We start from the raw sequence: 23,885 nt of genomic DNA, 5'->3' as shown, positions 1-23,885 counted from the left end.
GAACATGGTGACCACACAATCCCTGACCATCCGCAACCGTTCCGCCAGCACGGAGACGCCGCCCAGCATCCGCAAGGATCTGGAGGTCGCCAAGCTGCTCGATGTGTCCAAATGCATCGGCTGCAAGGCCTGTCAGTCCGCCTGCATGGCCTGGAACGACCTGCGGCCCGAGGTAAGCGTCAATACCGGCGTTTACGACAACCCCAACGACCTTGGTCCGGCGGCCTGGACCGTCATGCGCTTCTCCGAGCATGAGGAAAACGACCGCCTGGAATGGCTGATCCGCAAGGACGGCTGTATGCACTGCACGGATCCGGGCTGCCTCAAGGCCTGCCCGTCGCCGGGCGCCATCGTGCAATACGCCAATGGCATCGTTGATTTCGTGGCGGACAAGTGCATCGGCTGCGGCTATTGCGTGAAGGGCTGTCCCTTCGACGTGCCGCGCATCTCCAAGGTCGATAACCGGGCCTATAAGTGCAGCCTGTGCTCGGACCGGGTGGCGGTCGGCCAAAGCCCGGCCTGCGCCAAGTCCTGCCCGACCGGCGCCATCGTCTTCGGCTCGAAGGAAAGCATGATCGAACATGCCAAGGGCCGGATCGAGGACCTGAAGTCGCGCGGCTACCAGAATGCGGGGCTGTACGACCCGGAAGGCGTCGGCGGCACGCATGTCATGTACGTGCTTCAGCATGCCGACCGTCCCGAGCTCTATGCCGACCTGCCCAAGGACCCGAAGATCAGTCCGCTGGTGTCGCTGTGGAAGGGGGCGCTGAAGCCGCTTTCCATGGTCGGCATGGGCATGGCCGTGCTGGCCGGTATCTTCCACTTCGTCAGCCGCGGGCCGAATGAGGTGACCGAGGAAGACGAGGAAAACGCCCGCAACCTTCCGCGGAGGGACGCGTAATGACCAAGATCGAGAAGCTGGCGGTCGTCCGCGACACTTATGTCCGGTACAACGCGGCCGAGCGCATCAATCACTGGATAGTGGTGATCTGCTCGCTTCTGCTGATGCTGTCGGGCCTTGCCTTCTTCCATCCGTCCTTCTTCTGGCTGACCGCCCTGTTCGGCGGCGGCCAGATGGCCCGGGCGCTGCATCCCTGGATCGGTGTGGTGCTGGCGGTCGCCTTCACCTTCATGGGCGTGCGTTTCTTCCGCCAGAATATCTGGACCAAGGAAGACACGCGCTGGATGAAGCATATCGGGGACGTCATCAATCACAACGAAGACAAGATCCCCGAGGCAGGGCGTTTCAACGCGGCGCAGAAGATCGTCTTCTACGTCATGTTCTGGTCGGTCATCAGCCTGCTGCTGTCCGGCCTGGCACTGTGGCACCACTATTTCGGCGACATGGTGCCCATCGACCTGCAGCGCTTCGCCGGGCTGGTCCATGCCGTCATGGCGGCGGCGATGATCATCACCATGATCGTCCATGTCTATGCCGCCATCTGGAACTCGGGCTCGATCCGCGCCATGACGCGCGGACCGGTGACGGGCGGCTGGTTGTGGAAGCATCACCGCAAATATCTGCGTGAGGAGGTATCCGGCCGGAAATGATCGCTGGATCTGAAACGACTTTCGCCGGGGGAAGCTCGACGCCGCCTCCCCCGGCGGTCACCCTTCCTGATGCATCCTCCTTGTTCGACCGCCGTGCGAAGCGCCTTGCCGCCTGGGCGGACGGTCATCCCATGGCGGAGTATCTGACCTTTTTGTCCCACCTTGCCGCCGCCCAGCACCGGGCGGCGGTTTCGGGGGAAACACCGGTCCTGGCCGACGCCCGGGCCCTGTCCCAGGCCCGGGCGGGCGGCATGCCGCTGCTGCCGCGCCAGGTTTCGGGGCTGGACGGGCAATGGCGGAAGGTACTCGCCGACATCCTGCGGGAGATGGCGGCCCTCTCCTTGCCGCCCGAAGCCCGGCAGGTGGTGGAACGGCTGTCTTCCGAGGAGCCTGCGCTCCTGGACTCCCGCGCCGCCGGTTTCCTGCTGTTCCAGAAGACGGGAAGCGATCTGGCCGCCGATCTGTTCGTCGCCTCGGCCCTGCAGGTGGTTTGGGCGAAGGCGGCGGAAGCGCTGGATCCTAGCCTGCCGCAAACCCTCGACCCGCCCGGCTTGTGCCCGGTCTGCGGCTCGCCGCCGGTGGCGGGCATCGTCATGGCCGCCGAACCGCTGGAAGGCGTGCGCTATCTCGGCTGCGGCCTGTGCGGCTGCCACTGGCATTATCCCCGCGCCACCTGTTCCTCCTGCGGGTCGGACAAGGATATCGGCTATCTGTCCCTCGAAGGGATGGTCGGTCATGCCCGGGGCGAAACCTGTGGCGAATGCCGGACCTATCTCAAGCTGTTCGATGAGGAGAAATCCACCGGCGCCGAGCCCTTCGCCGACGATCTGGCGACGCTGGGCCTGGACCTGCGGCTGGCCGAGGATGGCTGGCATCGTGCCCTTGCCAATCCCTTCCTGATGGCGGAGCCGGGGTGAAGCAGCTTCCTGCCGTCCATGCGGTGCTGGGGGACGATCGGGTCGCCCGGCTCATCGCCGCCTATGGCCGCACGGAAACCGTGGCGGCGGTGCGCGAGGCCCTGGATGCCTTCCGGCGCCAGAGGCAGGGCGCGGACCTGTCGGCGACGGTGGAAGCCGCCGCCGAAGTGCTGGAGAACCGCCATCGCTCCAAGGTCCGTCGGGTGTTCAACCTGACGGGAACGGTGCTGCACACCAATCTGGGACGGGCGCCGCTGCCCGAGGAGGCGGTGGTTGCCGCGACCGCCGCCATGACGGGCGCCATCGCCCTGGAATTCGATGTCGAGCGGGGAAGCCGAGGCGACCGCGACGATCTGGTCGAGGAATGGCTGTGCCGCTTGACCGGGGCGGAAGCCGCGACCGTGGTCAACAACAATGCCGCCGCCGTCCTGCTGATGCTCAACACTCTGGCGGTCGGGCGGGAGGTCGTGGTCTCGCGCGGGGAATTGGTCGAGATCGGCGGCGCCTTCCGCATCCCCGAGGTGATGACGCGCGCGCAATGCCGTCTGCATGAAGTCGGCACCACCAACCGCACCCATCTTCGCGACTTCGAGGCGGCCATCGGCCCCGAGGTGGCGGCGCTGATGAAGGTGCATACCAGCAATTATACCATCGTCGGCTTCACCGCCCAGCCTGCCGAGGCGGATCTCGCCGCGCTCGCCCATCGCCACGGCCTACCATTCCTGATCGATCTGGGCGCGGGGTCCCTGGTCGACATGGAGCGCTGGGGCCTGCCCCATGAACCGACGCCGCGCGAGGCCGTGGCGGCGGGCGCCGATCTGGTCAGTTTCAGCGGCGACAAGCTGCTGGGCGGCCCGCAGGCCGGGATCATCGTCGGGCGCAAGGATCTGGTCGCGCAGGTCAAGTGCAACCCGCTGAAACGCGCCTTGCGCATGGACAAGGTCAGGCTGGCGGCGCTGGAAGCGGTGCTGCGGCTCTATGCCGATCCGGACCGGCTGGCCGAGCGGCTGCCCACCCTGCGCCTGCTGACCCGCCCGGCTGACGAGATCGCCGCCCAGGGGCAGCGCCTGCTGGGGGCGGTGCAGGCGGCTTTGGGAACGCGCGCCGCCGTCAGCCTGGAGGAATGCCGCAGCCAGATCGGCAGCGGCGCCTTGCCCGTGGACCTGCTGCCAAGCTGGGCCATCGTGCTGCGCCTGCCCGAGGGAGGAACGGGGCGAGGACGGCGTCTCGAAGACTTGGCCGCCGCGCTGCGCTCCCTGCCCGAACCGGTCATCGGCCGGATCGCCAATGATGCGTTGTGGCTGGACCTGCGCTGCCTCGACGACGAGGCGGGCTTTCTTGCCCAATTGGGCCGGCTGGCATGATCATTTGTACGGCCGGGCATATCGATCATGGCAAGACGGCGCTGGTGCGATCTCTCACCGGCGTCGATGCCGACCGCCTTGCCGAGGAGAAGGCCCGCGGCATCACCATCGACCTCGGCTTCGCCTATCTGCCCTTGCCGGATGGCAATGTGCTGGGCTTCGTCGATGTGCCGGGCCACGAGAAATTCGTTCACAACATGCTGGCCGGGGTTTCGGGCCTCGATTTCGCCTTGCTGGTGGTTGCCGCCGATGACGGAGTGATGCCCCAGACGGTGGAGCATCTGCATATCCTCGACCTGCTGGGCCTGTCGCAAGGGATGGTGGCCCTGACCAAGGCCGATTTGGTGGAGGAGGAGCGCCTGGCGGCGGTGACGGCCGACATCCGCGCCCTGCTGTCCGGCACCGGCCTGGCCGACGCGCCGATCATTCTGACCTCGGTCCTGGACGGCCGGGGCGTGGAGGTCATCTCTTCCTGCCTGTCCGAAAAGGCCGCCATCACGCGCCGCAAGGCCGAAGGCGGGTTCCGGCTGGCGGTGGACCGAGCCTTCACCCTGGCCGGTGCGGGCGTGGTGGTGACCGGCACGGCCTTCAGTGGCCATGTCTCGGTCGGCGACCGGCTGTTGCTGACGCCGTCGGGCCGCGAGGTGCGCGTGCGTTCGCTGCATGCCCAGAACCGCCAGACGGACAGGGGATCGGCGGGGCAGCGCCTGGCGCTCAACCTGGTTTCCCCGCGCTTGGGCAAGGATGACATCGCGCGCGGCGAATGGGTGGTCGATCCGGCCCTGCATTTCCCCGTGGACCGCATCGACGCCACCTTCCGTCTGCTGAAGGCGGAAAAGCGCCCGCTGGCCCATTGGACGCCGGTGCATCTTCATCTCGGCGCCGTCCACATGCCCGGACGAATCGCACTGCTTTCCGGCGACAGCCTTGCCCCTGGGGAGGAGGGCCTGGTGCAGTTGGTCCTGGAGCGTCCCATTGGGGCCCTGGCCGGAGACCGCTTCATCCTGCGCGACCAATCGGCGCGGCGGACGATCGGTGGCGGGCGGGTCATCGACCTGTTCCCGCCCAATCGCGGCCGCCGCCTGCCGGGCCGTTTGGCGGTGCTGGAAACGCAATCCTGCTGCGATCCGGCGGTCATCCTGCCCCGTTTGCTGAACCAGCCGCCGGGCTGGGTGGAAATGGACCGGTTCCGCCTGCAATGGAACAGCCCCGGGATCGAGACGCCCGGCATGGTCTCTTCCGGCGGCTTTGCCTTCTCGCCCGAGACATGGCGGGCCTTGCGCGAGAAGGTGCTGGCGGCCCTGGCGGCGCATCACGAGGCCAATCCCGACCAGCCGGGCCTGCAAGGCCCCCGGCTGAAATCCGCCGTGGACCCCAAGATGCCGCAAGCGCTGTTTACTTGCGTCATCGAGGCGGCGCTGTCCGACCGGGCGGTGGAGATGGACGGCCCCTGGTATCGCCTTCCCGGCCACGAGGTGCGATTGTCGCCGGGCGACGAGTTGCTGTGGGAAGAGGCCGAGCCCTTGCTGGCGGCCCAGCGTTTCCGTCCGCCCCGTGTGCGGGACCTGGCGGGAGCGCTCGATGTAAGCGAAGCCGAGATGCGGGGGCTGATGAAGCGGCTGGCCCGCATGGGCCGGGTGGTGCTGGTCGCGCAGGACCATTATTTCCTGCGCCCCACCATGGCCGAAATGGCCGCGATTCTCGTGGATTGCGCACAAGAATCCAGCGACGGCTGGTTTACCGCTGCGGCTTTCCGCAATCGCTTGAGTAATGGAAGAAAGGTTGCTATTCAACTGTTGGAGTATTTCGACCGCGTCGGATTGACCATCCGGAAAGGCGATTTGCGCAAGGTGCGCGAAGACCGCCTGACGCTGTTCGGAACACCTGTTGGAAGGGAAGCGTCCCTGGTGGGGCGGACGGACTTCAACTCCGGAAACGGTCGGTCGCCGGCTGTTGGTGGGTTCGACTCCCACTCCCTTCCGCCAATTTCAGACGGGCTGCGATGAAGCCGCTGCGGGTCATCGACACCGGTCTGCGCAGCGCACGCGCCAATATGGCCTTCGGCGCCGCCCTGATGGCGGGACGACGGGCGGGAACCACGCCCGATACCCTGCGCTTCTTCCGCTTTCCGCCGTCCGTGCTGATCGGGCGTCACCAATCCCTGGTGGACGAGGTCGATTTGCGCCGCACCGATGGTGTCGAGATCGCCCGGCGCCTGACCGGGGGCGGGGCGGTCTATCTCGACGAACGGCAGATCTGTTGGGAACTGGTCTGCGCCCCCTTTCCCGATGCGACGGCGCGTATCTGCACCGCCGTCGCGGGCGGCCTGGCGCGGCTGGGGGTCGAGGCCTGTTTCCGTCCGGGCAATGACATCGAGTCTGCAGGCCGCAAGATCTGCGGCACAGCGGGTTGCCTGGAAGGAGAGGTGCAGCTTCTGCATGGCACGATGCTGCTGGATGCCGATATCGGGCGCATGGCCCAGATCCTGACCCCGGCCGCGGACAAGCTGGCCCGGCATCAGGCCGCAGGCATCGCCGACCGTGTGACCAGCCTGCGTGACCTGCTGGGCGAGGTTCCGTCCTTCGATGCGGTCAAGGAAGCCGTCACCGCCGGTATCGCCGGCCTGGGTTTCCTGCCCTGTGCGGGGGAACCCTCCCTGGCCGAGGAGGAAGCCGCCCTGCGGGTGCTGGACGGCCCGCTGGGCAGCGATGACTTCCTGTGGCATGGAGATGCGGATGCCGACTAAGCTGGTGGTGATGCTCGCCAATACCGATCCGGAGCGTCCGGTCGAGGTGGGGGCGCCGCTCTTCCAGGCCGCCGTCGCCGCCTCGATGGATTGCGAGGTCGATGTGGTGCTGACCGGCGCTCCGGGAATCCTGATGAAGAAGGGCGTGGCCGAGGCGATGGTGCTGAAGCCCAATTCCGGCAAGACGGCCTATGACTTCATCAAGATGGCGAAGAAGGCGGGCGCCCGTTTCCTGCTTTGCGCCGCCACCGCCGATCTGCACGGATTGAGCGAGGAAGACCTGATTCCGGAATGTGACGGCTTGGCGGCGGTCACCGAATATGTTGCCGAGATGATGGACGACGATTGCCGGGTGCTGACGTTCTGATGATGGGGACCTTCGATTTTCCCGACGACCGCTTCTATGATGCCACCCGCCATATGTGGTTCCGGGAAGAGGAACCGGGCTGTTTCCGGGTGGGGATCACGGGGCAGGGGGCGAAGACGGTGGGCGAGCTGGTAGCCTTCATGCCCAAGCGGATCGGCGGACGTGTCGCGGCCGGGCGTTCCATCGCCACCGTGGAAAGCGGCAAATGGGTGGGGGCGGTGCGGCTACCCTTCGCAGGCGAGGTGATCGATGCCAACGAGGCCCCCATCGACCGCCCGTTCCTGATCAACGAAGATCCTTTCGGTGCCGGCTGGATGGTGCTGGTCCGGGCCGACGAACCCGATGCCGTGCGGGAGCTGCTGGCTTCGGGCCGCGCCTCTTGCGAGGGACGCTGAGGCGCTGGAACGGAGACATGTTTTTGGGCTCCGCCCTATCCTTCGAGACGCCGCCGAGGCGGCTCCTCAGGATGAGGACATTTCTTTATTTTTATCAATAAGATAAGCCTCATGTTGAGGAGGCCCGAAGGGCCGTCTCGAAGCATGGAACAGCCAAGGGCCGAAGCCCTTGGCGGGTGCAGGGCAGGGCCCTGCTATGGCAGCAGTTGCACTTGCGGTTCTCCCTCGGCCAGATGGCCGATCACCGCCGCTTCGGCAAAGCCGTGACGGCGGAATGTCTCCAGCACCGCCGGAACGGCATCCTGGGCGCAGGAAACGAGCAGGCCGCCGCTGGTCTGCGGATCGGTCAGCAGGTTCCTTTGCCAATCGGCGATGCCGTCATGACCTTTCACCGAAGCGCCGTAGCTGGCCCAGTTGCGGCCCGACGCGCCGGTGACGATGCCGTCGCGCGCCAGGGACTGGGCCTCGGGGATCACCGGCACCTCCGAAACGCGCAGATGGGCGGTCAGGCCGCTGCCCCGGCAGATTTCCAGGGCATGCCCCAGTAGGGCGAAGCCGGTGACGTCGGTGATGGCGTGGACCCCTTCGAGGGCCGCCAGATCGGGACCCGGCGTGTTGAGCCGGGTGGTGATCTCGATCATGGTGTCATAGCCCTGCGGGGACAGCATTCCCTTCTTCAGGGCCGCCGACAGGATGCCCACGCCCAGGGGCTTGCCCAGCACCAGGGCGTCCCCGGCGCGGCCCCCGTCATTGCGCTTGATGCGGGCGGTTTCGACCAGTCCCAGGGCCACCAGGCCATAGATGGGTTCCACCGAATCGATGGAATGACCCCCGGCCAACGGGATGCCGGCCGCTTGGCAGACACTCAATCCCCCGCGCACGATGTCGCCGATCACGGCAGGCGGCAGCTTGTCCACCGGCATGGCCAGGATGGCCAGGGCCAGGATCGGCTTGCCCCCCATGGCATAGACATCCGAGATCGCATTGGTCGCGGCGATGCGGCCGAAATCGAAGCCGTCATCGACGATCGGCATGAAGAAATCGGTGGTGGCGACCACCGCCATGCCGCCGCCGACATCATAGACGGCGGCATCGTCCCCGTTTTCCAGTCCGACCAGCAGGCCGGGATAGGGCAGGGCATTCTTCGGTACCTCGGCCAGGATGCGTTCCAGCACCGCCGGGGCGATCTTGCAGCCGCAGCCTCCGCCATGGGAGAAACCGGTCAGTCTGACTTTTTCCGACATTTCTGCTGCCTTTCGTTCTTATGCGAACATGTCTTCATACATGGCGCTGGCCCATTCGAAATCCGCCTCGACCAGAGTGGCGTCGCGGTCGTGGATCTCGTGGGTCTGCTGTTCGATAGTGTCGAAGACATCCAGGCTGTAGGCGAATTGCACCGAAATGGCTTCGCGGGGCGACCCGTTGACCATCATGAAGCAGAGATTGTCGGGCAGCAGCTTCTCCAAAGGCTTGTCGGCCATCCGGCGGGCGATATGGGCGGTCGCCATCCGGGCATGCCGGTTGGCGACATGGCCGCTCTTCGGATAGAAGCCGAAGAAATCCGACACCCGCCCCACCGAATCGCCGATGATGAAGACGTTCGGATCGTCCTTCGCATGCAGGTAAAGCGGATCGTGGTCGGCCCAGCCGGTGCTTTCGCCGTCCTTGTTCCTGCCGATGAGGCCGGCCATGTCGACCATTTCGCCCGCCCGATGCGGCGCCATCAGGATGGCGTCGTCGAAGCGGAATTGCCCGGCTGCCGTCGTCACCGTCTTGGTGTAGGGATCGACGCCCGTGGTCCTGGCATTGGGCACATAGACGATCTGGTCCTTGTACAATTCCTCGAAGGCCCGGCGATAGCCTTCGCCGATGGGGGCGGGTGCCGGTTTCGGGTCGAGAATGAAGACCTTGCCCTTGATGTTGTTCGTCTTGATGTGCCAGGCGATCAGGCAGGCCCGCTCGTAGGGCGAGGGCGGACAGCGATGCGGCGGGGGCGGCAGGGTCATGACGAAGTCCCCGCCTTCGAAGGACTGCACCTTGTTCTTGATCGTTAGATGCTCGGCGCTGGCGATATAGGCGGCGGGGAAATGGGTGCGGGTGTAATGCGCCGCCGCGCGGTCGTCGCCGAACCAGGCGCCGTAATCATAACCGATGCCCGCGGCCAGGATCAGGTAATCGTACTGGATCGGGCCTTGGGCGGTGATGACGGTCTTGCGGTCGCGCTCGATGGCGGCGACTTCGGTCTGGATGAAGGTGTAGCCGTATTTCCGGGCCGGGGCGAGATAGTCATGCATCAAGTATTTGGCATCGACGATGTTGACCAGCCACTTGTTGCTCATCGGGCAGGAAAAGAAATTGGCATTCCGTTCAAGCAGCACGACTTCCGAGTCGGGGGCGGCCAAGCGCATGTATTTGGCGGCGGTGACACCGCCCCAGCCGCCGCCGCAGATGACCACGCGCTTGCCTTTCGGCGGAGGCAGCAGCGGCGAGGGAGAACGGGCGAGCAGCGGGGACGGCAACAAGCCTGCGGCAGCCAAGCCGGCGCCGCCGGCAAGGAAGTGACGTCTGGACAGAATCATGGATACCCTCCGGCGGGAGTGGACGTTTCAGATGCGCGGGGAGGGAGAAGGCGACCCGATGAAAAGCGGTCTGGACCAGACACAAAGGGCCTTGCTCTGATGTGGGATTATCAGCAGAAGAGGAGAGGTGTCAAGTCGTTCCGATCGGGATGGTTTTATTAGGTAAATACAATTTATTCTGCTGCAATGCAGCGCAGACATTTGTTCTCAGGCGCCGTGGCAGAATTTGTATTTTTTCCCCGAACCACAGTGGCAAGGGTCGTTCCGTCCGATCTTCAGGCCATTCTTCGCTGGCAGATGGGATGATGCCAGGGACAGGTAACTTGAAGCCGGAATTCCCTTCTTCCCGTTCCGGGCGCGATCGTGGCGGGACTGGCGGGCGGCGAATTCCTTTTCCCGCTGGGCGCGGCTGGGATAAGGCTGGCCGTTCTCGTCGAACAGGAAGGCGGCGAACAGCGCGGATTGCCATTGCTTCTTTTCGAGCTTCCGGGACCGCAGGAGCTGGCGCAGGCCGGCGGCGATCTCCGGCCCGTCCTGGCGGCAGGCTTCGGCCAGGTCGCCATCCTCGTCCTGCAAGGCCGTCTCGAAGCATTGCTGGAGAAGATAGGCCGCGTTGATCACCTCCTCGGTCGAGCCTTTGGCCTTGTAGAGCAGGGCCAGTCCCAGCCGGGCGCGGTTGCAGTGGCGGAGGGCCTGAAGGAAAAGGGCTTCGGCATTCTCGAGGCTTTTTCCGGGGACATGCCAGAAGGCGATCTCGTTCGCCAGATCCAGCATGGCTTCGGGATGCCCTTGCTCCGCCGCCCGGGTCAGGTAATCCAGGGCCGCGTCCTCGTTCCGCTCGGTTCCCTCGCCCCGCTGATACAGGATGGCGAGGTTGAACTGGGCATTGGGGAAACCGGCATCGGCGGCGCGCTTGGTATGGGCGAAAGCGGCGCGGGGATCGACCGGGCCGCCCCATCCCCGGTGGCACATGACGCCTAGATTGGCCAGGGCTTCGGGGTGGTCGGCCTGGGCGGCGATCTCCAGGCATTTTCGTGCCTGGGCATGGTCCTGCTTGAAGATCCCCGTGCCTTCCATCATGCAGCGCCCGACAAAGGCATTGGCATTGATGTCGCCATTCCGGCTTGCCCGTTCGATCCAGCCTTCGCCTTCGGCCCGCCTTTTCTCTCCTTCAAGCCCTTGGGCCAGGGCCAGGCCATATTCGTACATGGACGGTGCGTGACCGGCCTCGGCCGCCAGCCGGAAGCAGAGCAGCGACTGGTCGACATGCTTCCGGGCCTCGCGCCCGTCCTCGCGCCCGTCCTCGCGCCCGTCCTCGCGGCGTTGGCGCGCCTTTTCCGCCACCAGCTTGCCCGCCTTGTAGAGGGCGTCCGGGTCGGCGGACAGAAGCGCCTCGTAGCAGAGATGCTTGACGTCGGCGAGGCCGCTATCCGAGACGTGATAGGCAGGGATCGAGGCGCCGGGATTGCGCCGCCGGTACAGCCATTCCAGGACCGCGCGGGCATCCTCCAGGGAGTGTTCCGCGATCTCGGAAAAGGCGTGCGGGCCGGTCTTGAACTCCTCGGGATGGGCACCCTTGTTGCCGTTGCGCCGGAGAAGATGCAGCTTGTCGACGATCCGCACGGGCACCAGCCCGCTGCGGCGCAGCTCGGCGATCTTGCCGCCCAGATCCGCCGTCTGGAAGGCAATGCCGAGGGTGTCGGCCATCAAATCGCAGGTGAGGCTGCAGAGCGAACGGATCTGCACCAGGGAATGGCCGGGCAATTGCCGGCAGTAATCCTTGGCCTCCTTGTAGGAATCGCCGATCTCCGCGGACAGCAGATAGGCAAAGTCGATATCGCTTTGCGGCGCGGTGCCCATCGCAGGGGGAGGCAGGCTCTCGAAGCCTTGGTAGTCCTGGATCATCATGGCTATGCCAGTCTTGGACGGATGGCGGGGGCGGAAAGATTGGGGGCGGTGATGAAATCGACCTCGACGCCGTAGACGTTCCACAGCGAAGCCGGTGTGACGATGTCGGCAGCCGGTCCGGGGCCGGTGAGGCGGCCGTCATGGACCAGGGCCACGGAACCGTCCAGCAGGACCGCCTGATTGGGATCATGGGTGGAGAGCAGGATCGCCATGCCACCGGATGCCAGGCTGCGGATGCGCTGCAAGACGCGCAATTGGTTGCCGTAATCCAGGCTTGCCGTCGGTTCGTCGAGAACCAGCAGCCTGGGTTCCTGCGCCAGGGCACGGGCGATCAGAACCATCTGGCGCTGACCGCCGCTGATCCGGGTATAGGGCTCGTCCGCCAGATCGGCGATGCCCAGTTCCGAGAGAATCCGCCCGGCCACCGCCTGATCGTGACGCGAGGGCGAGGAGAACAGCCCCAGCCGTGCCGTGCGTCCCATCAGCACCGTGTCGAAGACGGTGAAGGGAAAATAGCCGGGGGAGGATTGGGGGACGTAGCCCGCGATCCGGGCCACCATCTTCCGGTCCATGGCGGCGATGTCCTGCCCCTCGAGCAGGACCCTGCCGCCTTGCGCCGGCAGCAGGCCCAGCAGGGTACGGAACAGGGTGCTCTTGCCGCCGCCATTGGGGCCGAGCAGGACGAGCACATCCCCCGCCGAAAGGGTCAGGCTGGCGTCCCGCCCGACGGCCTTGCCGGGATAGCCGTAATCCACTGCCCTGGCTTCGAGGATCATGCCCATATCCGCCTTGTCCTCAGCAGCAGCATGATGAAGAAGGGGGCGCCGATGAAGGCGTTCAGCACGCCGAGCGGAATTTCCACCGGTGCCAGGGTGCGGGCCAGGGTATCGACGGCGATCAGGTATCCCGCCCCCAGCATGGCCGCCGCCGGCAGCAGCCGCGCGAAATTCGGCCCGGCCACCATGCGCGCGAGATGCGGCACGACCAAGCCGATCCAGCCGACGATGCCCGCCGTCGAGACGGCGGCGGCGGTCATCAAGGTCGCGGCGACGATCAGGAGGGCGCGCAGCAGGCCGGTCCGCAGGCCCAGCGCCCGGGCTTCCTCGTCGTCGAGCGCCATCACGTTGATCCGCCAGCGCAGCAGCACCATGGGGACGAGCCCCAGCAGCACCGGCGGCAACAGGACCGGCAGGTCGCTCAGCCGGGCCGAGGCGAGGCTGCCGAGCAGCCAGAAGGTGATCGCGGGCAGCTTGTCGTAAGGATCGGCCAGATATTTGCCGAGCGAGATTCCCGCGCCCAGCAGGCTGCCGACGATGACGCCCGCCAGCACCAGGATCAGGACCGGATCATGGGCACGGCGCACGGCCATGGCGATCACGTAGACGACGGCCACGGCCACCAATCCGCCGATGAAGGCGGCAGCCTGGATTCCCACCGCCGGCAAGGACAGAAGGATGCCGATGACCGCGCCCAGCCCGGCGCCCGAGGACACGCCCAGGATGTCCGGAGAGACCAGGGGATTGCGGAACATGCTCTGATAGGCGGCTCCGGCCGAGGCCAGGGCGGCACCGACGAGTAGCGCGGCCAGCACGCGCGGCAGGCGCACTTGCAGCAGGACCGTCTCCACCAGCGGATCGACCGCCCCCGATGCGCCGGTAAGCGCCGCCAATGTGACGTGGATCAGGTCGCTGAAGCCGACGGGAATCCGGCCGATGGTCAGGGCGGCAAGAGCGACCCCCAGCAGCAGGACGGCGGGCACCAGCAGGCCGGCGAGCCAGCCGGATGAGCCGAGGCGTATGGCGGCGGCGACGCTCATGGGCGGGTGGGCCGGGCGGCGGAAAGAAGCTGGTCGAGCTGCTCTTCACTCGGTTCCTGGTGATAGAACAGCCTGTAGAAGTGCCGGGTCTCCTCCCTGAGGGGGATCTGGACGTTGTCGGGATAGAGGACCGCAAGCAGCCAGCGCAGCCCGATCAGCCGATTGACCGAGGGCGGGCGGTCGAACCAGCCGAAGGGCAGGGACGGGGCCAGATAGACCCGCCCCTCGCGCACCGCCCGCAGGTTCCGCCAGCGCGGGTCTTCCCAGACGTTGGCATGGAAGTGCGGCTCCAGCGTCAGGATCACATCCGGGTCCCATTGCCAGACCTGTTCGATCGAGACATTGCTCAATCCGCCGATTCCGGCCGCCTTGGCGACATTCTCGGCGCCGAGAATGTCGAGCATCTCGGTATTGATCGAACCGGCCAGGCCGGTTTCCAGTCCCTCCGGCCCACGGGCGTAATAGACGCGGGGACGTTTCGCCGGGGGAATGGCCGCCACCGTTTCTCGCGCCTCTTCCAATGTCGCCTCGGCATAGGCGGCCAGTCGTTCGGCCCTTTCCTCGACGCCCAGTACCTGCCCCAATTTGCGATAGGCCTCGGGAATCCTGTCGAAACTGCCGTCGAAGAGCAGATAGGGCAGCCGTGTCTGCGCCTGTATCTGGTCGGCCAGCGAGATATAGGTCGGGTTGATGGTCCCGTAGTCGAACAGCAAATCCGGGCGGACCGCGAGGATTTCTTCCAGATTGGCCGTGTCGCCCCGTCCCGTCAGCCGCCCCAGTTCGGGCAGGGCGGCATAGCGGGGCGGCATGAAGGCCGCTTCGGCGCTGCTATTGGGCCGGGGCCAGCCGAGCATCATGTCCGGGGCCAGCGTATAGAGCAGGATCGCCGCAGGCGCTCCGGCGCCGTAGGCCCGGCCGATTTCGGCGGGAACCGGGACGAGCCGTCCGGCATCGTCCTCGACCTCCCGCGCCAGGGCGGGCGGGACAAACGTCAGGCACAGCAGGAGAAGAACGCCTGTCCTGAAGATCGCAGCCCCGGTTCCGCCCACGTGACCTCCTTATCCCTGTTCCCGGACGCGGCGCCTCACGGCTTCGAGAAGCCGAAGCGTTCCAGCACGGACTGGCCGTCGGGCGACAGGATGTACTGAGCCAGCGCCTCGCCCTGGGCGCGGTCGCCGCTGTTCATCACGGTCAGGCCGTAGACGGCGCCGACGGAAAGGTCTTCCGGCACGGCGACGATCTGCAAGCCCTCGACCTCTTGGGCGGCAAGCCGGGCATTGGTGCAGTAGGTCAGGAAGATATCGGCCCGGTCCTGGTCCATGTGCCAGCCATAGACGTTGCGTCCTTCCGGCGGTTTCGTCGAATCGGGGCCGCCGGTCAGTTGCAGCGCCTTGGCCCGCAGGCTTTCGGTGCTGCCCGCTTTCAGCGCCTCGGCCTTGCCGAACAATTCCCAGGCGTAATCGCCGGCAGGATCGGCCTTGGGGGTGGAGGTGGCGACACGTACCGCCGCGTCGAGCATCCGCTCGAGCAGGGTGTCGGAGGTCAGGTCCAATCCAGGCTGGGCCAGGGCGCAGAGCTGGTTGCGGGCGAAAGGCTGAACGGGACCGGCCAAGCCGGACTCATGCAGGGCGCTAGGATGGTCCATATTGGCGGAGGCGAAGACTTCGGCGGCCTCGCCTTGCTCCAGCCGTCCTTTCAAAAGGCCGGACGGCCCGAAGGTCGCGTCCACCTTGACCCCGTGCTGCGCCTCGTAGTCCTGGATCACTTCGCTCAAGGCGGCCTGCAGGCTGCCTGCCGCGAAGAGCCGCGCTGTGCCATTTTCCGCCGAGGCAGTCATGGGCAGTACTGCCAGGCAGCCGACGAGGGCTCCAGCCACGACCATCCTCCCGCCAATCTTCTTCACCTGATCGAACACGCCTTCCTCCATGCGGTGCGGTTTTTGCCCAAGCATAGAGATGTTCCGTCTGCTCATATATGTTTTTTTGAGCGTTTTTTGCAAAGTCGTGTATTTTTCACCTGTGTTTCGCAGTCCAATGAACAGCCGTGCAAGGGAAGGTCATGGAGTTCGCACTTGTCGTCACGGAAGGCCCGTTCACGCGCCAGTCTTCGGCTACGGCCTGCCGTTTCGCGCGGGCGGCGATTGCGCGCGGCCATCGGGTCTGGCGGGTGTTCTTTTTCCATGACGGCGTGGGCAATGCCTCGCGGCATATCGAGCCGCCGGGGCGCGAGCACAACGCCGCAGGCGAATGGTCCGCCCTGGCCCGGGAGCACGGGGTCGATCTGGTGCTTTGCGTGACTGCTGCCCAGCGCCGGGGTATCTGCGCCGAGGCCCTGGCACCGGGTTTCCGCATCGGCGGGCTCGGCCAGATGGTCGAGGCCAGCATCAGATGCGACCGTACCTTGGTCTTCGGCGGTTGAAGGGGGAGTGCCGGTGAAGAACTTCGTTTTCGTCGTCCGCCGGGCCGCCCATGGCACCGCCCATGGCCGGGAACTGGCCGAGGCGGCGATGCTGGCGGGCGCCATGGACCAGAGCGTGGCCGTGGCCTTTCTCGATGATGGCGTCTTCCAGCTCAAGTCCGGCCAGTGCCCGGCGGCGGTGGGGGCGGTGGCGGTGACGGGCCCGCTGGCCGCCTTGGCCGAGGATGGTCTGGCGCGTCTCTATGTGGAAAGCGAGTCCCTGGCCGAACGCAATCTCTCGGCGGAGGATCTGGCCGTGGCGACACAGGTGCTGACAAGGGCGGAGATGTCGGACCTGCTGGGGCGGGCCGACGTGATCCTGACGGCTTGAGGAGGTTGCCGATGCCCGTTCTGCACATGGTTCGTGCTTCCCCCTTTGCCGCGCCTGCCCTCGAGGCCTGCCTGGACCGGGTGCGCCCGGGCGATGCCGTGCTGTTGATGGAGGATGCCGTTCTGGCGGCGCGTCGCGGCACCGCCCCGGCGGCGCGGCTGGTGCGGACGGCGGCGGAAGTGGAGGGGCTGCGTCTTCACGTCCTGGAGCCGGACCTGCTGGCACGCGGCATTGCCGCCGCCGAATTGGTGGAAGCGGTGGCCGTCGTCGATGACGGCAGCTTCGTCGATCTGGCCGTCGGATATCCGACAATCCTGCCGTGGATATGAGCATGCGCTACGCCTACGGGGACAAGAGCTGGCCCCATGACGAGAACGGCTATCTGGAACATTTCGAGTCGTGGGACGAGGATCTGGCGGCGGTGATCGCCGCCGCCGAGGATATCATCCTGACGCCGGAGCATTGGGAGGTCCTGTATTTCCTGCGCCAGTATTACGCCGACTTCGAGATCGCACCGGCCATCCGCGTCCTCACCAAGGCAGTGGCCCGTCGCCTGGGGCCGGAGAAGGGCAACGAGGCGCATCTGCGGCGTCTCTTTCCCGGCGGCCCGGCCAAGCAGGCTTGCAAGATCGCGGGTCTGCCCCGGCCGACCGGCTGCGTCTGACGGGAGGGCGCGGCAATGGATGTCCTCGTCACGGCAGCCTTCGCCTTCCTGTTGGGCGGCATATTGCTGCGGATGACGGTCTTCCTGCGCCGCCCGCAGGGGCGCGGCGTGCAACCGGGCCTGCCGATACGCGGTGGCCGCCTCGGCTTGGTGGAGGCCTTGCTGTTCCGCCGCCTCTGGCGCGACGCGCCTTCCCTGTGGCTGGCAAGCATGGCCTTTCATGGCGGTCTGGCGGCCCTGCTGCTGGCGCATCTCAATATTGCGCCGCATCTGCTGCGCGCACCCGGTGCTGCGGCCATGATCGGCGGCCTGGCTTGGCTGCTGGGGCGGCGGCTGGTGCTGCCCGCCATGCGCCGTATCTCCGCCCCTTCCGATTTCCTGCTGCTTCTGCTGCTGCTTGCCAATGCGTTGTCCGGCGCGGCTTTCCTTTGGCTGGTGCCCGGGGAGATGTCCCTGCTGGTGCATCAGGGGCTGGGAATCGTCCTGTTCCTGGTGCTGCCCTTCTCGAAGCTGCTGCACGCGCCGGGCATCGTGCTGTCTCCGTCGCGGCGGGTGCTGCATGACTGAGGAGAAGACAGCCCGTCCTCACCGGGCCCGGCCGGAAAGCCTGGAAGCCTTGGGCTTTCCGGGGGAGTTGCCGGAGGATTGGCAGCAGCGGGCCGTGGCGGCCTTGGGGCGGCGGGTCAGGAAACAGCCCGATCTGCGTTTCTTCCTTAATGCCTGCGTCAAATGCGGCGCCTGCAACGATGCCTGTCATGCCTTTCTGGGCACGGGGGATCCCGGCAACAGGCCGGTCGCCCGCCAGGATCTGCTGCGCGCGGTCCATCGCCGTCATTTCACCCTGGCCGGGCGGCTGTTCCCGAAGCTCGTCGGGGCGCTCGACCTTGACGAGGCGATGCTGGAGCGCTGGTACAGCTATTTCCATCAATGTTCGGAATGCCGGCGCTGCGCCACCTTCTGCCCCTTCGGGATCGATACGGCCGAGATCACGATGGCCGCCCGTTCGATCCTGGCGGAGATCGGCCTGGGGCAGAAATCCGTCGCCGAGGTCATCGCCAAGGTGCATCGCACCGGGAACAATCTCGGCCTCAACCCCAGGGCCTTGCGCCATACCCTGGATTCCCTGGAAGAGGATGTCCGGGAGGAAACGGGGATGGATATCCGCTTTCCGCTGGACGAGGCGGGGGCCGATATCCTGCTGGTCACGCCCTCGGCGGATTTCTATTCCGAGCCCCATGTCTCCGGCCTGATCGGCTATGCCAAGGTGCTGCACGCCGCCGGGATTTCCTGGACCTTGTCCAGCCATGCCTCGGAGGCGGCCAATTTCGCGTTGTTCCTCGGCTCGGACGAACATATGCGCCGGATCGCAAGGCGCATCCAGGAGGCGGCGGAGGAATTGGGAACGTCGCGTCTGGTGTTCGGCGAATGCGGGCATGCCTGGCGTGTCGCCTATAACTTCCCCGCCTTGCTGGGCGGGGATGTGCCGAGGCCCCGGCATATCCTCGACCTTACCCATGAACTGATCGGCAATGGCATCATCCGCCTCGACCCCAGCCGGAATGCGGGCATGGCGGTGACGCTGCACGATTCCTGCAACGTCGCCCGGGGCAGCGGCATGGGCGTGCATCCCGGCGGACAATTGGATATTCCCCGGGCGGTCCTGGCGGCGGCGGTGCCCCGGACGGTCGAGATGCCGGCGGGCACCACCGGCGACCGCACCTTCTGTTGCGGCGGCGGCGGCGGCTTGCTGACCGACGAGATGATGGAAATCAGGATAAAAGGCGCAGCCCCTCGTGCGGCGGCGCTGCGTCAGGCGGTCGAGGGCAGCGGCGCGACGCATATGGCGGCGATCTGCGCCATCTGCAAAAGCCAGTTCTCCGAGGTCCTGCCGCATCACGGCTTCGACCGCGGCATGGTCGTGGGCATCATGCAACTGGTGGGGCGGGCTCTGGTCCTATGAGCCGCCGGCCAGGGATGGAAGGGAAGCGCCTCTGGTGAGGCGGACGGACTCCCACTCCCTTCCGCCACTCCTCCGGGAAGGAATGCCTTTCGGTCTTCCTACTCGATCGTACCGGCACAGGAACCGGCCCATCTTTCGACATCCGCCGCGTCGGGCGCCGGATGCAGCCCGGTGAATTGGGTCCCGTAAAGGGCGCCGATCATGCTGGCGGAACGTATCTGTGCAAGGATATCGCGCGAAAGGGTCTGGCTGCCGGTGACTCCTGGAACAGGGGATCTCAGGTCCACGGCCAGCGCGATGGAATCGTCGCCGAAACCAATGCTCAGGCGGTCCTCGCTGGGGATGCGGGTGAAGCCGGGGACATGGACGCTCAACTCTCCGGTCCCGGCCAAGCAGGCAATGCTCATGACCGGCAAGCCGTCAGCCCCGATCAGCCGTGCGACGACATCCCCGCCATCCACCGCCATCTCCCACCGGCTTTCCGCCTGGCGCGAAGCCGCGCGCACATCGCCCTCCGAAGGCGCATGCCCCTGACACGCGGCCAAGGCCATTGTCGCGATCAGCAAGGAAAGTAACGAACGCATCCTGTCCTCTTTTGTCCTCATGCATAAACGCGGACGGCTCTGAAGCTGCCATCCGCGTCTGTATGCGGTCAAAGCTGAGATATTGGAAGAAGGACGGGATGATTTCCCTGCACAGCGGGCTCGGGATTCCCCTCTTTCCTCGAAACCTTTCCCAGCCGTTTTTTTCTCAAGGATTGCCTTCTGCCTCCTTGCCGAGAATGACAATGGCGAGCTGCAAGGCTTCGGCGGTGAGAACGAACCCCTCTTCCTCGGCCTCGGCAGCGATCATGGAAAGGCAATGAAAGAGTGCCTTTGCGTATTTCTCGCGTGGATCAGAGAGGATTTGGTGGGGGAATGGGACAATGGTCATTTCCGTGCTCATCATCTCGTTCCGCCATTTCTTCCACTGCTACACGCAAGATCCTGGCATGATCGTCCCGACCGGATTGCTGCGCGGTGCGCGCAAGAAACAAAAGGCCTTCAAGGATACCATCCATCTCGGTCATCACGCAGCAGTCCTGAAGGGATTGTCGTCAAGTGTTCTAATCACGGGAGTCTGCCGTCCGCATTTGGCACGGGCCCGATCAAGTATCTCTTGCGAGACAGGGAATATTCCAGCCACGCATTTATCGCCTCCAAGGGCTTTCGGCTCACCGAGGAACTGGACGGGCACCCCATGGGATTGAAAAACTGAACGCCAGATAAGTTTCGGCATGACGCCGATGATTTGCTCGATACCGGCGGAGACGCCGAATTCGAGATATCCCAGCACAAGCGCCTGTACGATGGACTTACGAATCTCCGTCGGCAGGCTCTTCTCCACGCCGAATCTCGTCCCCTCCCAGACCTTGTCCGAGCAAGGCAATGGAATCGCGGTCACCATTTCCGGCCATAGTTCGCGGAGCATGTAGGAGCGATTTGTTGGCGCCAAGCGCGCGACTCCCAGTGCGTTCCCCTGTTCGTCCCGCCACACAAGATACTGTGCTGCAGGTGTGTCGAACTGGTCGTATTCCATGCCTCGCCATGTGGAGACATCATAGCTTTCGCGTTCGATGAACACGCGATGCCGGAGCCGGAACTGGGCCGCAAGGGCATCCCCGTACAGATACGCAGTTTCCATGTTGAAGCAGTCGATCATCGGTCATGTTCCTCTGAACTGAACTGCAGTCAGGAAACCATGCTGGATGAGTATAGCTGTACTAGGGAACTCCCTAGCTAGGGAGTAATGAGGCCAAAGTGTAGTGCTTTGACGACGGCCGCGACCCGGGTAGATACCTGAAGTTTGGTGAAGATGTTTGCCAGGTGAAACTCGATGGTTTTCTCCGAGACTCCCAGAATATCGCCGATTATGGAATTGCTCTTTCCGGCGGCACACCATTCGAGGACTTCTCGCTCCCGGTTTGTGAGACTGATAGCCATAGGTTTGAGCGGCGGCGAAACAAGCGCTTGATAGGTGGTGTGGAACTGCGTGGCGAGTACGTTTAATTTGTTGAGATGCCGCATGGGGGCGGTATTGCCGAGGCTGCTGGCAAGGCCAATTCCCATCACTTCGCCACATGGGCCGTGCAAGGGCACTGCGACGCCGTCATGTAGCGCAGCGGACTTCGCCTCGGGAAAAATTCTCAGATGTGCCGGCGGGAAATGCTGGGATTGTTCAAGTTCCAGCCAAGCAAAAGGGCGCCTTGCGACGATGCAGGTGCGGCGGACGGGATCGGTCTGGACATAGCCTTTCGCCACGTAATGATCGATCCAGTCATCCGGATAGTTGCGTGCGATCGCAGGGTCTGACCGGCGGCCCTGGAGAGGGAGGGCAAGCGCGCTATACATGACTCGGTCATAGCCAAGTGTTGCCAGGGCTTGTAGAAACAGCTTGAAAACCTCTTCCGGGGTCCTGGCAGCGTTCGTTGCCTCAATGAACTCGGAAATCCGCATTTCTCAGTTCGATTCATCGGACACTAAAGCGAGGCTTCGGGTCAGGTCGTAGATGCGGCGGCGGACCTGGGGATCGGTGATGCGGTAATAGGCGCGTACCAATTCCTGCGCTTCGCGGTTGAGCATGAAATCGGCAAGCGGGGCTTCCGGCTCTTTTACTTCCTCCAAGGGCTGGCTGGAGCGTTGCAGGGAGATCTCCTCGGGGATATCGTCGAAGAAGAAGGAAATCGGCACTGCCAGAGCGTGCGACAGGTCGAATAGGCGGGAGGCACTGAGACGGGTCGCACCCCGCTCATATTTCTGCACCTGCTGTAAAGTCAGCCCAATGGCTTTGGCCAGTTTTTCCTGACTCATGCCGAGCAACACGCGCCGCAGACGTATGCGATGACCAACATGGACATTGATGGAATTGAGTTTGTCGGAAGGCGTACGAGGATCGCGTCTCGGCCGCTTCATTTCGTTGCCCTCGGATGCCAATAAAACATCCGGAATACTACTTTAGCGTGCTCGCTATCTCAAGGGCCAACTTATGGTCTAGAGAGGCCTATGTAAGCGGGAAGCTTCCCCCGGTTGTGTGGGAAGGATGGGCATGCATACGAGCATCGTGTTTCGGAAAGTCTCTTCCGGTGCGTCGTTAAGTCGATTGGGCGCCGTGTTTAATCGAGCCGGGGGGAACTGCCTTGCGGGCAACAAAAAACCCAGCCCGGTCGTTCGACTGGCTGGGTTTTTGGATGGTGGGCGCGACAGGGATTGAACCTGTGACCCCTGCCGTGTGAAGGCAGTGCTCTCCCGCTGAGCTACGCGCCCGTTCCCGTCGGGAAGGCCGTCCTTATACGGCCCGCCCCCAGGCCTGTCAAGCGTCTGTTTTCATGCATTCCGCGATGGCCTGGGGAAGCTGTTCGAAATGATCGATCAGCACATCGGCGCCCAGTTCCGCAGGGGGAACGCGGCTGTAGCCGAAGCTGACGGCGACCACTTTCAGCCCGGCGCCGCGTCCGGCAGCGACGTCGTTCGGGCTGTCGCCGACCATGATGGAGCGGGCGGGATCGCCGCCCAGCCGTTCCAGCGTCACCTGCACATGGCGCGGGTTCGGCTTGCGCACCTCCAGGCTGTCGCCGCCCAGCACTACGTCGAAATATTGCGCCAGGTCCAGGACGGCCAGGACCTCCATGGTGGGGGCATAGGGCTTGTTGGTGCAGATGCCCATGGCGAGCCCCTGGTCGCGCAGGGCGTTCAGGGTGTCCAGCACGCCGGCATAGACGCGAGTGTCGACGGCGACGCTGCCTTCATAGATATCGAGGAAGCGGCGGACCATCGCCTGCAGGTCGGCGGGCAGGGGGCCGGTGGCGGCAAAGGCGCGTTCGACCAGCGTGGGGGCGCCGTCGCCCACCATCGAGACAACTTCGGGCATGGACAGGGCGCGCCGCCCTTCCTCGTCCAGCAGGCGGTTGAGGGCGTGACGCAGGTCGGGGGCGCTGTCGATCAGGGTGCCGTCCAGGTCGAAGATGATCGCAGGGCGAAGGGAAGCCGCGCGAACGGGGAGGGACTGATCCATTATGGATGTAACCTTCCGCAACAAAGTTTGAATTGGCCGCTCTCGAGGTTTTGTGGCACCTTGCCGCCGCCTTTGCAACAGTGGTGCGTCTGTCCGCATGTCCTCTTCCAAGACCGCTGTCATCGTGCTTGCCGCCGGAATGGGCACGCGCATGAAGTCCGACCGGCCCAAGGTCATGCATCCGCTGGCCGGCCGTCCCATGATCAGCCATCTGCTCGATACTGTTGCCGATCTCTCGCCCGAACGCGTGGTGGTGGTGATCGGGCCGGGCATGGACGACCTTGCCGCCGCCGTCGCCCCGCATGTGACGGTGGTGCAGCAGGAACGCCTCGGCACCGGCCATGCCGTTGCCCAGGCCCGCGAGGCGCTGAAGGATTTCGACGGCGACGTTCTGGTCCTTTATGGCGACACGCCGCTGATCGGCCGCCGCACCCTGGATGCCCTGCTGGCGGCGCGCCACGGCGTGACCAATCCGGCGGTGGTGGTGCTGGGCTTCCGTCCGGCCGCGGGCGGGCATTACGGGCGGCTGATGATCGGCCCCGACGGGCTGGAAGCCATCATCGAGTGGAAGGACGCCACCGAGGAGCAGCGCCAGATCCAACTCTGCAATTCCGGTGTCATGTGCATCGATGGTGCCCGCCTCTGGGGGCTGGTCGAGCAGCTGCGCAACGACAATGCCAATAGCGAATATTACCTGACCGATCTCGTCGCCCTGGCCCGCCAGCAAGGCTGGCCCTGCACCTATGCGGAAGGGGCAGAGACCGAGCTTCTGGGCATCAA

27 protein-coding genes, 2 tRNA genes and 1 pseudogene are annotated in these 23,885 nt (G+C 65.0%); 16 read left to right on the top strand and 14 right to left on the bottom strand.

The genetic code is table 11. From position 1 onward, the window contains the following. Nucleotides 1-7: 7 nt before the first annotated feature. From fdxH to EPD66_RS03765, 9 genes and pseudogenes are all read left to right on the top strand, one after another. A complete protein-coding gene (gene fdxH / locus EPD66_RS03800; protein ID WP_304650028.1) occupies nt 8-901 on the top strand; it encodes a formate dehydrogenase subunit beta in 894 nt (297 codons plus the stop codon). Next, complete coding sequence (locus tag EPD66_RS03795) at nt 901-1,551, top strand: formate dehydrogenase subunit gamma (protein WP_142847156.1); 651 nt, start codon at nt 901-903, stop codon at nt 1,549-1,551. Before fdxH ends, EPD66_RS03795 begins: the two co-directional genes overlap by 1 nt. After that, nucleotides 1,548-2,468 carry a formate dehydrogenase accessory protein FdhE gene (gene fdhE, locus EPD66_RS03790; RefSeq protein WP_142847155.1) on the top strand — a complete coding sequence of 307 codons (921 nt, stop codon included), beginning with the start codon at nt 1,548-1,550 and terminating at the stop codon, nt 2,466-2,468. The genes EPD66_RS03795 and fdhE overlap by 4 nt, the downstream gene beginning before the upstream one ends. Further along, the gene (gene selA, locus EPD66_RS03785) at nt 2,465-3,832 is read left to right on the top strand and encodes an L-seryl-tRNA(Sec) selenium transferase (RefSeq protein ID WP_142847154.1); all 1,368 of its coding nucleotides are present in this window, start codon (nt 2,465-2,467) and stop codon (nt 3,830-3,832) included. The genes fdhE and selA overlap by 4 nt, the downstream gene beginning before the upstream one ends. Then, nucleotides 3,829-5,670, top strand: a pseudogene (selB, locus tag EPD66_RS24785) (selenocysteine-specific translation elongation factor); the annotation flags it as partial. The gene selA and the pseudogene selB, both read left to right, overlap by 4 nt. Before the next feature lie 51 nt (nt 5,671-5,721). Beyond that, a tRNA-Sec gene (locus EPD66_RS23965) sits at nt 5,722-5,817 on the top strand. A 17-nt stretch (nt 5,818-5,834) separates the two neighbouring features. Beyond that, entirely contained in the window at nt 5,835-6,578 is a 744-nt protein-coding gene (locus tag EPD66_RS03775; protein ID WP_142847152.1) for a lipoate--protein ligase family protein, read from the top strand. After that, a complete protein-coding gene (locus tag EPD66_RS03770) occupies nt 6,568-6,945 on the top strand; it encodes a DsrE/DsrF/DrsH-like family protein (protein ID WP_142847151.1) in 378 nt (125 codons plus the stop codon). The genes EPD66_RS03775 and EPD66_RS03770 overlap by 11 nt, the downstream gene beginning before the upstream one ends. Then, nucleotides 6,945-7,340, top strand: coding sequence for a glycine cleavage system protein H (locus EPD66_RS03765; RefSeq protein ID WP_142847150.1), 396 nt, complete (start codon nt 6,945-6,947; stop codon nt 7,338-7,340). Before EPD66_RS03770 ends, EPD66_RS03765 begins: the two co-directional genes overlap by 1 nt. A 194-nt stretch (nt 7,341-7,534) precedes the next feature. Here EPD66_RS03765 and selD read toward each other — a convergent pair whose 3' ends face one another. From selD to EPD66_RS03730, 7 genes are all read right to left on the bottom strand, one after another. Next, nucleotides 7,535-8,584: a selenide, water dikinase SelD gene (gene selD, locus EPD66_RS03760; protein WP_142847149.1), complete on the bottom strand. Its 1,050-nt coding sequence runs from the start codon at nt 8,582-8,584 to the stop codon at nt 7,535-7,537. Between the two features lie 18 nt (nt 8,585-8,602). Beyond that, on the bottom strand, nt 8,603-9,919 hold the full coding sequence (locus EPD66_RS03755; protein WP_142847148.1) for an FAD-dependent oxidoreductase: 1,317 nt from the start codon (nt 9,917-9,919) through the stop codon (nt 8,603-8,605). 207 nt (nt 9,920-10,126) lie between these two features. Further along, a complete protein-coding gene (locus tag EPD66_RS03750; RefSeq protein ID WP_142847147.1) occupies nt 10,127-11,827 on the bottom strand; it encodes a tetratricopeptide repeat protein in 1,701 nt (566 codons plus the stop codon). Between the two features lie 2 nt (nt 11,828-11,829). Further along, nucleotides 11,830-12,603: an ABC transporter ATP-binding protein gene (locus tag EPD66_RS03745; protein WP_142847146.1), complete on the bottom strand. Its 774-nt coding sequence runs from the start codon at nt 12,601-12,603 to the stop codon at nt 11,830-11,832. Further along, nucleotides 12,600-13,643 (bottom strand): iron ABC transporter permease, encoded by a 1,044-nt coding sequence (locus EPD66_RS03740; RefSeq protein ID WP_142847145.1) that lies wholly within the window; start codon nt 13,641-13,643, stop codon nt 12,600-12,602. The genes EPD66_RS03745 and EPD66_RS03740 overlap by 4 nt, the downstream gene beginning before the upstream one ends. Next, entirely contained in the window at nt 13,640-14,692 is a 1,053-nt protein-coding gene (locus tag EPD66_RS03735) for an iron ABC transporter substrate-binding protein (protein WP_255448358.1), read from the bottom strand. The genes EPD66_RS03740 and EPD66_RS03735 overlap by 4 nt, the downstream gene beginning before the upstream one ends. Before the next feature lie 35 nt (nt 14,693-14,727). Beyond that, nucleotides 14,728-15,519, bottom strand: a complete 792-nt coding sequence (locus EPD66_RS03730) for a molybdate ABC transporter substrate-binding protein (RefSeq protein ID WP_255448357.1) — start codon at nt 15,517-15,519, stop codon at nt 14,728-14,730. A 182-nt stretch (nt 15,520-15,701) separates the two neighbouring features. On the opposite strand from EPD66_RS03730, the gene tusD reads away from it, so the two are divergent. Genes tusD through dsrK form a run of 6 tightly spaced genes read left to right on the top strand, consistent with a single transcriptional unit; the run spans nt 15,702 to nt 19,055 of the window. Next, nucleotides 15,702-16,061, top strand: a complete 360-nt coding sequence (gene tusD, locus EPD66_RS03725; protein ID WP_142847144.1) for a sulfurtransferase complex subunit TusD — start codon at nt 15,702-15,704, stop codon at nt 16,059-16,061. Nucleotides 16,062-16,074: 13 nt separating this feature from the next. Beyond that, nucleotides 16,075-16,431 (top strand): sulfurtransferase complex subunit TusC, encoded by a 357-nt coding sequence (tusC, locus tag EPD66_RS03720; protein ID WP_185961239.1) that lies wholly within the window; start codon nt 16,075-16,077, stop codon nt 16,429-16,431. 11 nt (nt 16,432-16,442) lie between these two features. Continuing rightward, nucleotides 16,443-16,760 carry a sulfurtransferase complex subunit TusB gene (gene tusB / locus EPD66_RS03715; RefSeq protein ID WP_142847142.1) on the top strand — a complete coding sequence of 106 codons (318 nt, stop codon included), beginning with the start codon at nt 16,443-16,445 and terminating at the stop codon, nt 16,758-16,760. Nucleotides 16,761-16,762: 2 nt separating this feature from the next. Continuing rightward, nucleotides 16,763-17,095 carry a TusE/DsrC/DsvC family sulfur relay protein gene (locus tag EPD66_RS03710; protein ID WP_221930868.1) on the top strand — a complete coding sequence of 111 codons (333 nt, stop codon included), beginning with the start codon at nt 16,763-16,765 and terminating at the stop codon, nt 17,093-17,095. Between the two features lie 15 nt (nt 17,096-17,110). Beyond that, nucleotides 17,111-17,662: a hypothetical protein gene (locus tag EPD66_RS03705; protein ID WP_142847140.1), complete on the top strand. Its 552-nt coding sequence runs from the start codon at nt 17,111-17,113 to the stop codon at nt 17,660-17,662. Then, a complete protein-coding gene (gene dsrK / locus EPD66_RS03700) occupies nt 17,655-19,055 on the top strand; it encodes a sulfate reduction electron transfer complex DsrMKJOP subunit DsrK (protein WP_142847139.1) in 1,401 nt (466 codons plus the stop codon). Before EPD66_RS03705 ends, dsrK begins: the two co-directional genes overlap by 8 nt. A gap of 98 nt (nt 19,056-19,153) precedes the next feature. On the opposite strand, the gene EPD66_RS03695 is transcribed toward dsrK, so the two are convergent. The 7 genes from EPD66_RS03695 to gph form a co-directional block, all read right to left on the bottom strand. After that, the gene (locus EPD66_RS03695) at nt 19,154-19,639 is read right to left on the bottom strand and encodes a hypothetical protein (protein WP_142847138.1); all 486 of its coding nucleotides are present in this window, start codon (nt 19,637-19,639) and stop codon (nt 19,154-19,156) included. A gap of 166 nt (nt 19,640-19,805) precedes the next feature. Continuing rightward, nucleotides 19,806-20,003 (bottom strand): hypothetical protein, encoded by a 198-nt coding sequence (locus EPD66_RS24325; RefSeq protein ID WP_142847137.1) that lies wholly within the window; start codon nt 20,001-20,003, stop codon nt 19,806-19,808. A 120-nt stretch (nt 20,004-20,123) separates the two neighbouring features. Further along, nucleotides 20,124-20,756: an acyl-homoserine-lactone synthase gene (locus EPD66_RS03685; RefSeq protein ID WP_142847136.1), complete on the bottom strand. Its 633-nt coding sequence runs from the start codon at nt 20,754-20,756 to the stop codon at nt 20,124-20,126. A 77-nt stretch (nt 20,757-20,833) separates the two neighbouring features. Beyond that, nucleotides 20,834-21,550: a LuxR family transcriptional regulator gene (locus tag EPD66_RS03680; RefSeq protein ID WP_142847135.1), complete on the bottom strand. Its 717-nt coding sequence runs from the start codon at nt 21,548-21,550 to the stop codon at nt 20,834-20,836. Nucleotides 21,551-21,553: 3 nt separating this feature from the next. Continuing rightward, the gene (locus EPD66_RS03675) at nt 21,554-22,027 is read right to left on the bottom strand and encodes a helix-turn-helix domain-containing protein (protein WP_370511856.1); all 474 of its coding nucleotides are present in this window, start codon (nt 22,025-22,027) and stop codon (nt 21,554-21,556) included. A 255-nt stretch (nt 22,028-22,282) separates the two neighbouring features. After that, nucleotides 22,283-22,357 (bottom strand) — tRNA-Val (locus EPD66_RS03670). A gap of 46 nt (nt 22,358-22,403) precedes the next feature. Further along, on the bottom strand, nt 22,404-23,105 hold the full coding sequence (gph, locus tag EPD66_RS03665; protein WP_142847134.1) for a phosphoglycolate phosphatase: 702 nt from the start codon (nt 23,103-23,105) through the stop codon (nt 22,404-22,406). A 97-nt stretch (nt 23,106-23,202) separates the two neighbouring features. Here gph and EPD66_RS03660 point away from each other — a divergent pair. Next, on the top strand, nt 23,203-23,885 hold a 683-nt coding region (locus tag EPD66_RS03660; protein WP_185961237.1), incomplete at its 3' end, for an NTP transferase domain-containing protein.

It is taken from the genome of Telmatospirillum sp. J64-1, assembly GCF_006980715.1.
GTDB lineage: Bacteria > Pseudomonadota > Alphaproteobacteria > Rhodospirillales > Magnetospirillaceae > Oleiliquidispirillum > Oleiliquidispirillum nitrogeniifigens.
This window is presented reverse-complemented; position numbering and strand designations above follow the sequence as displayed.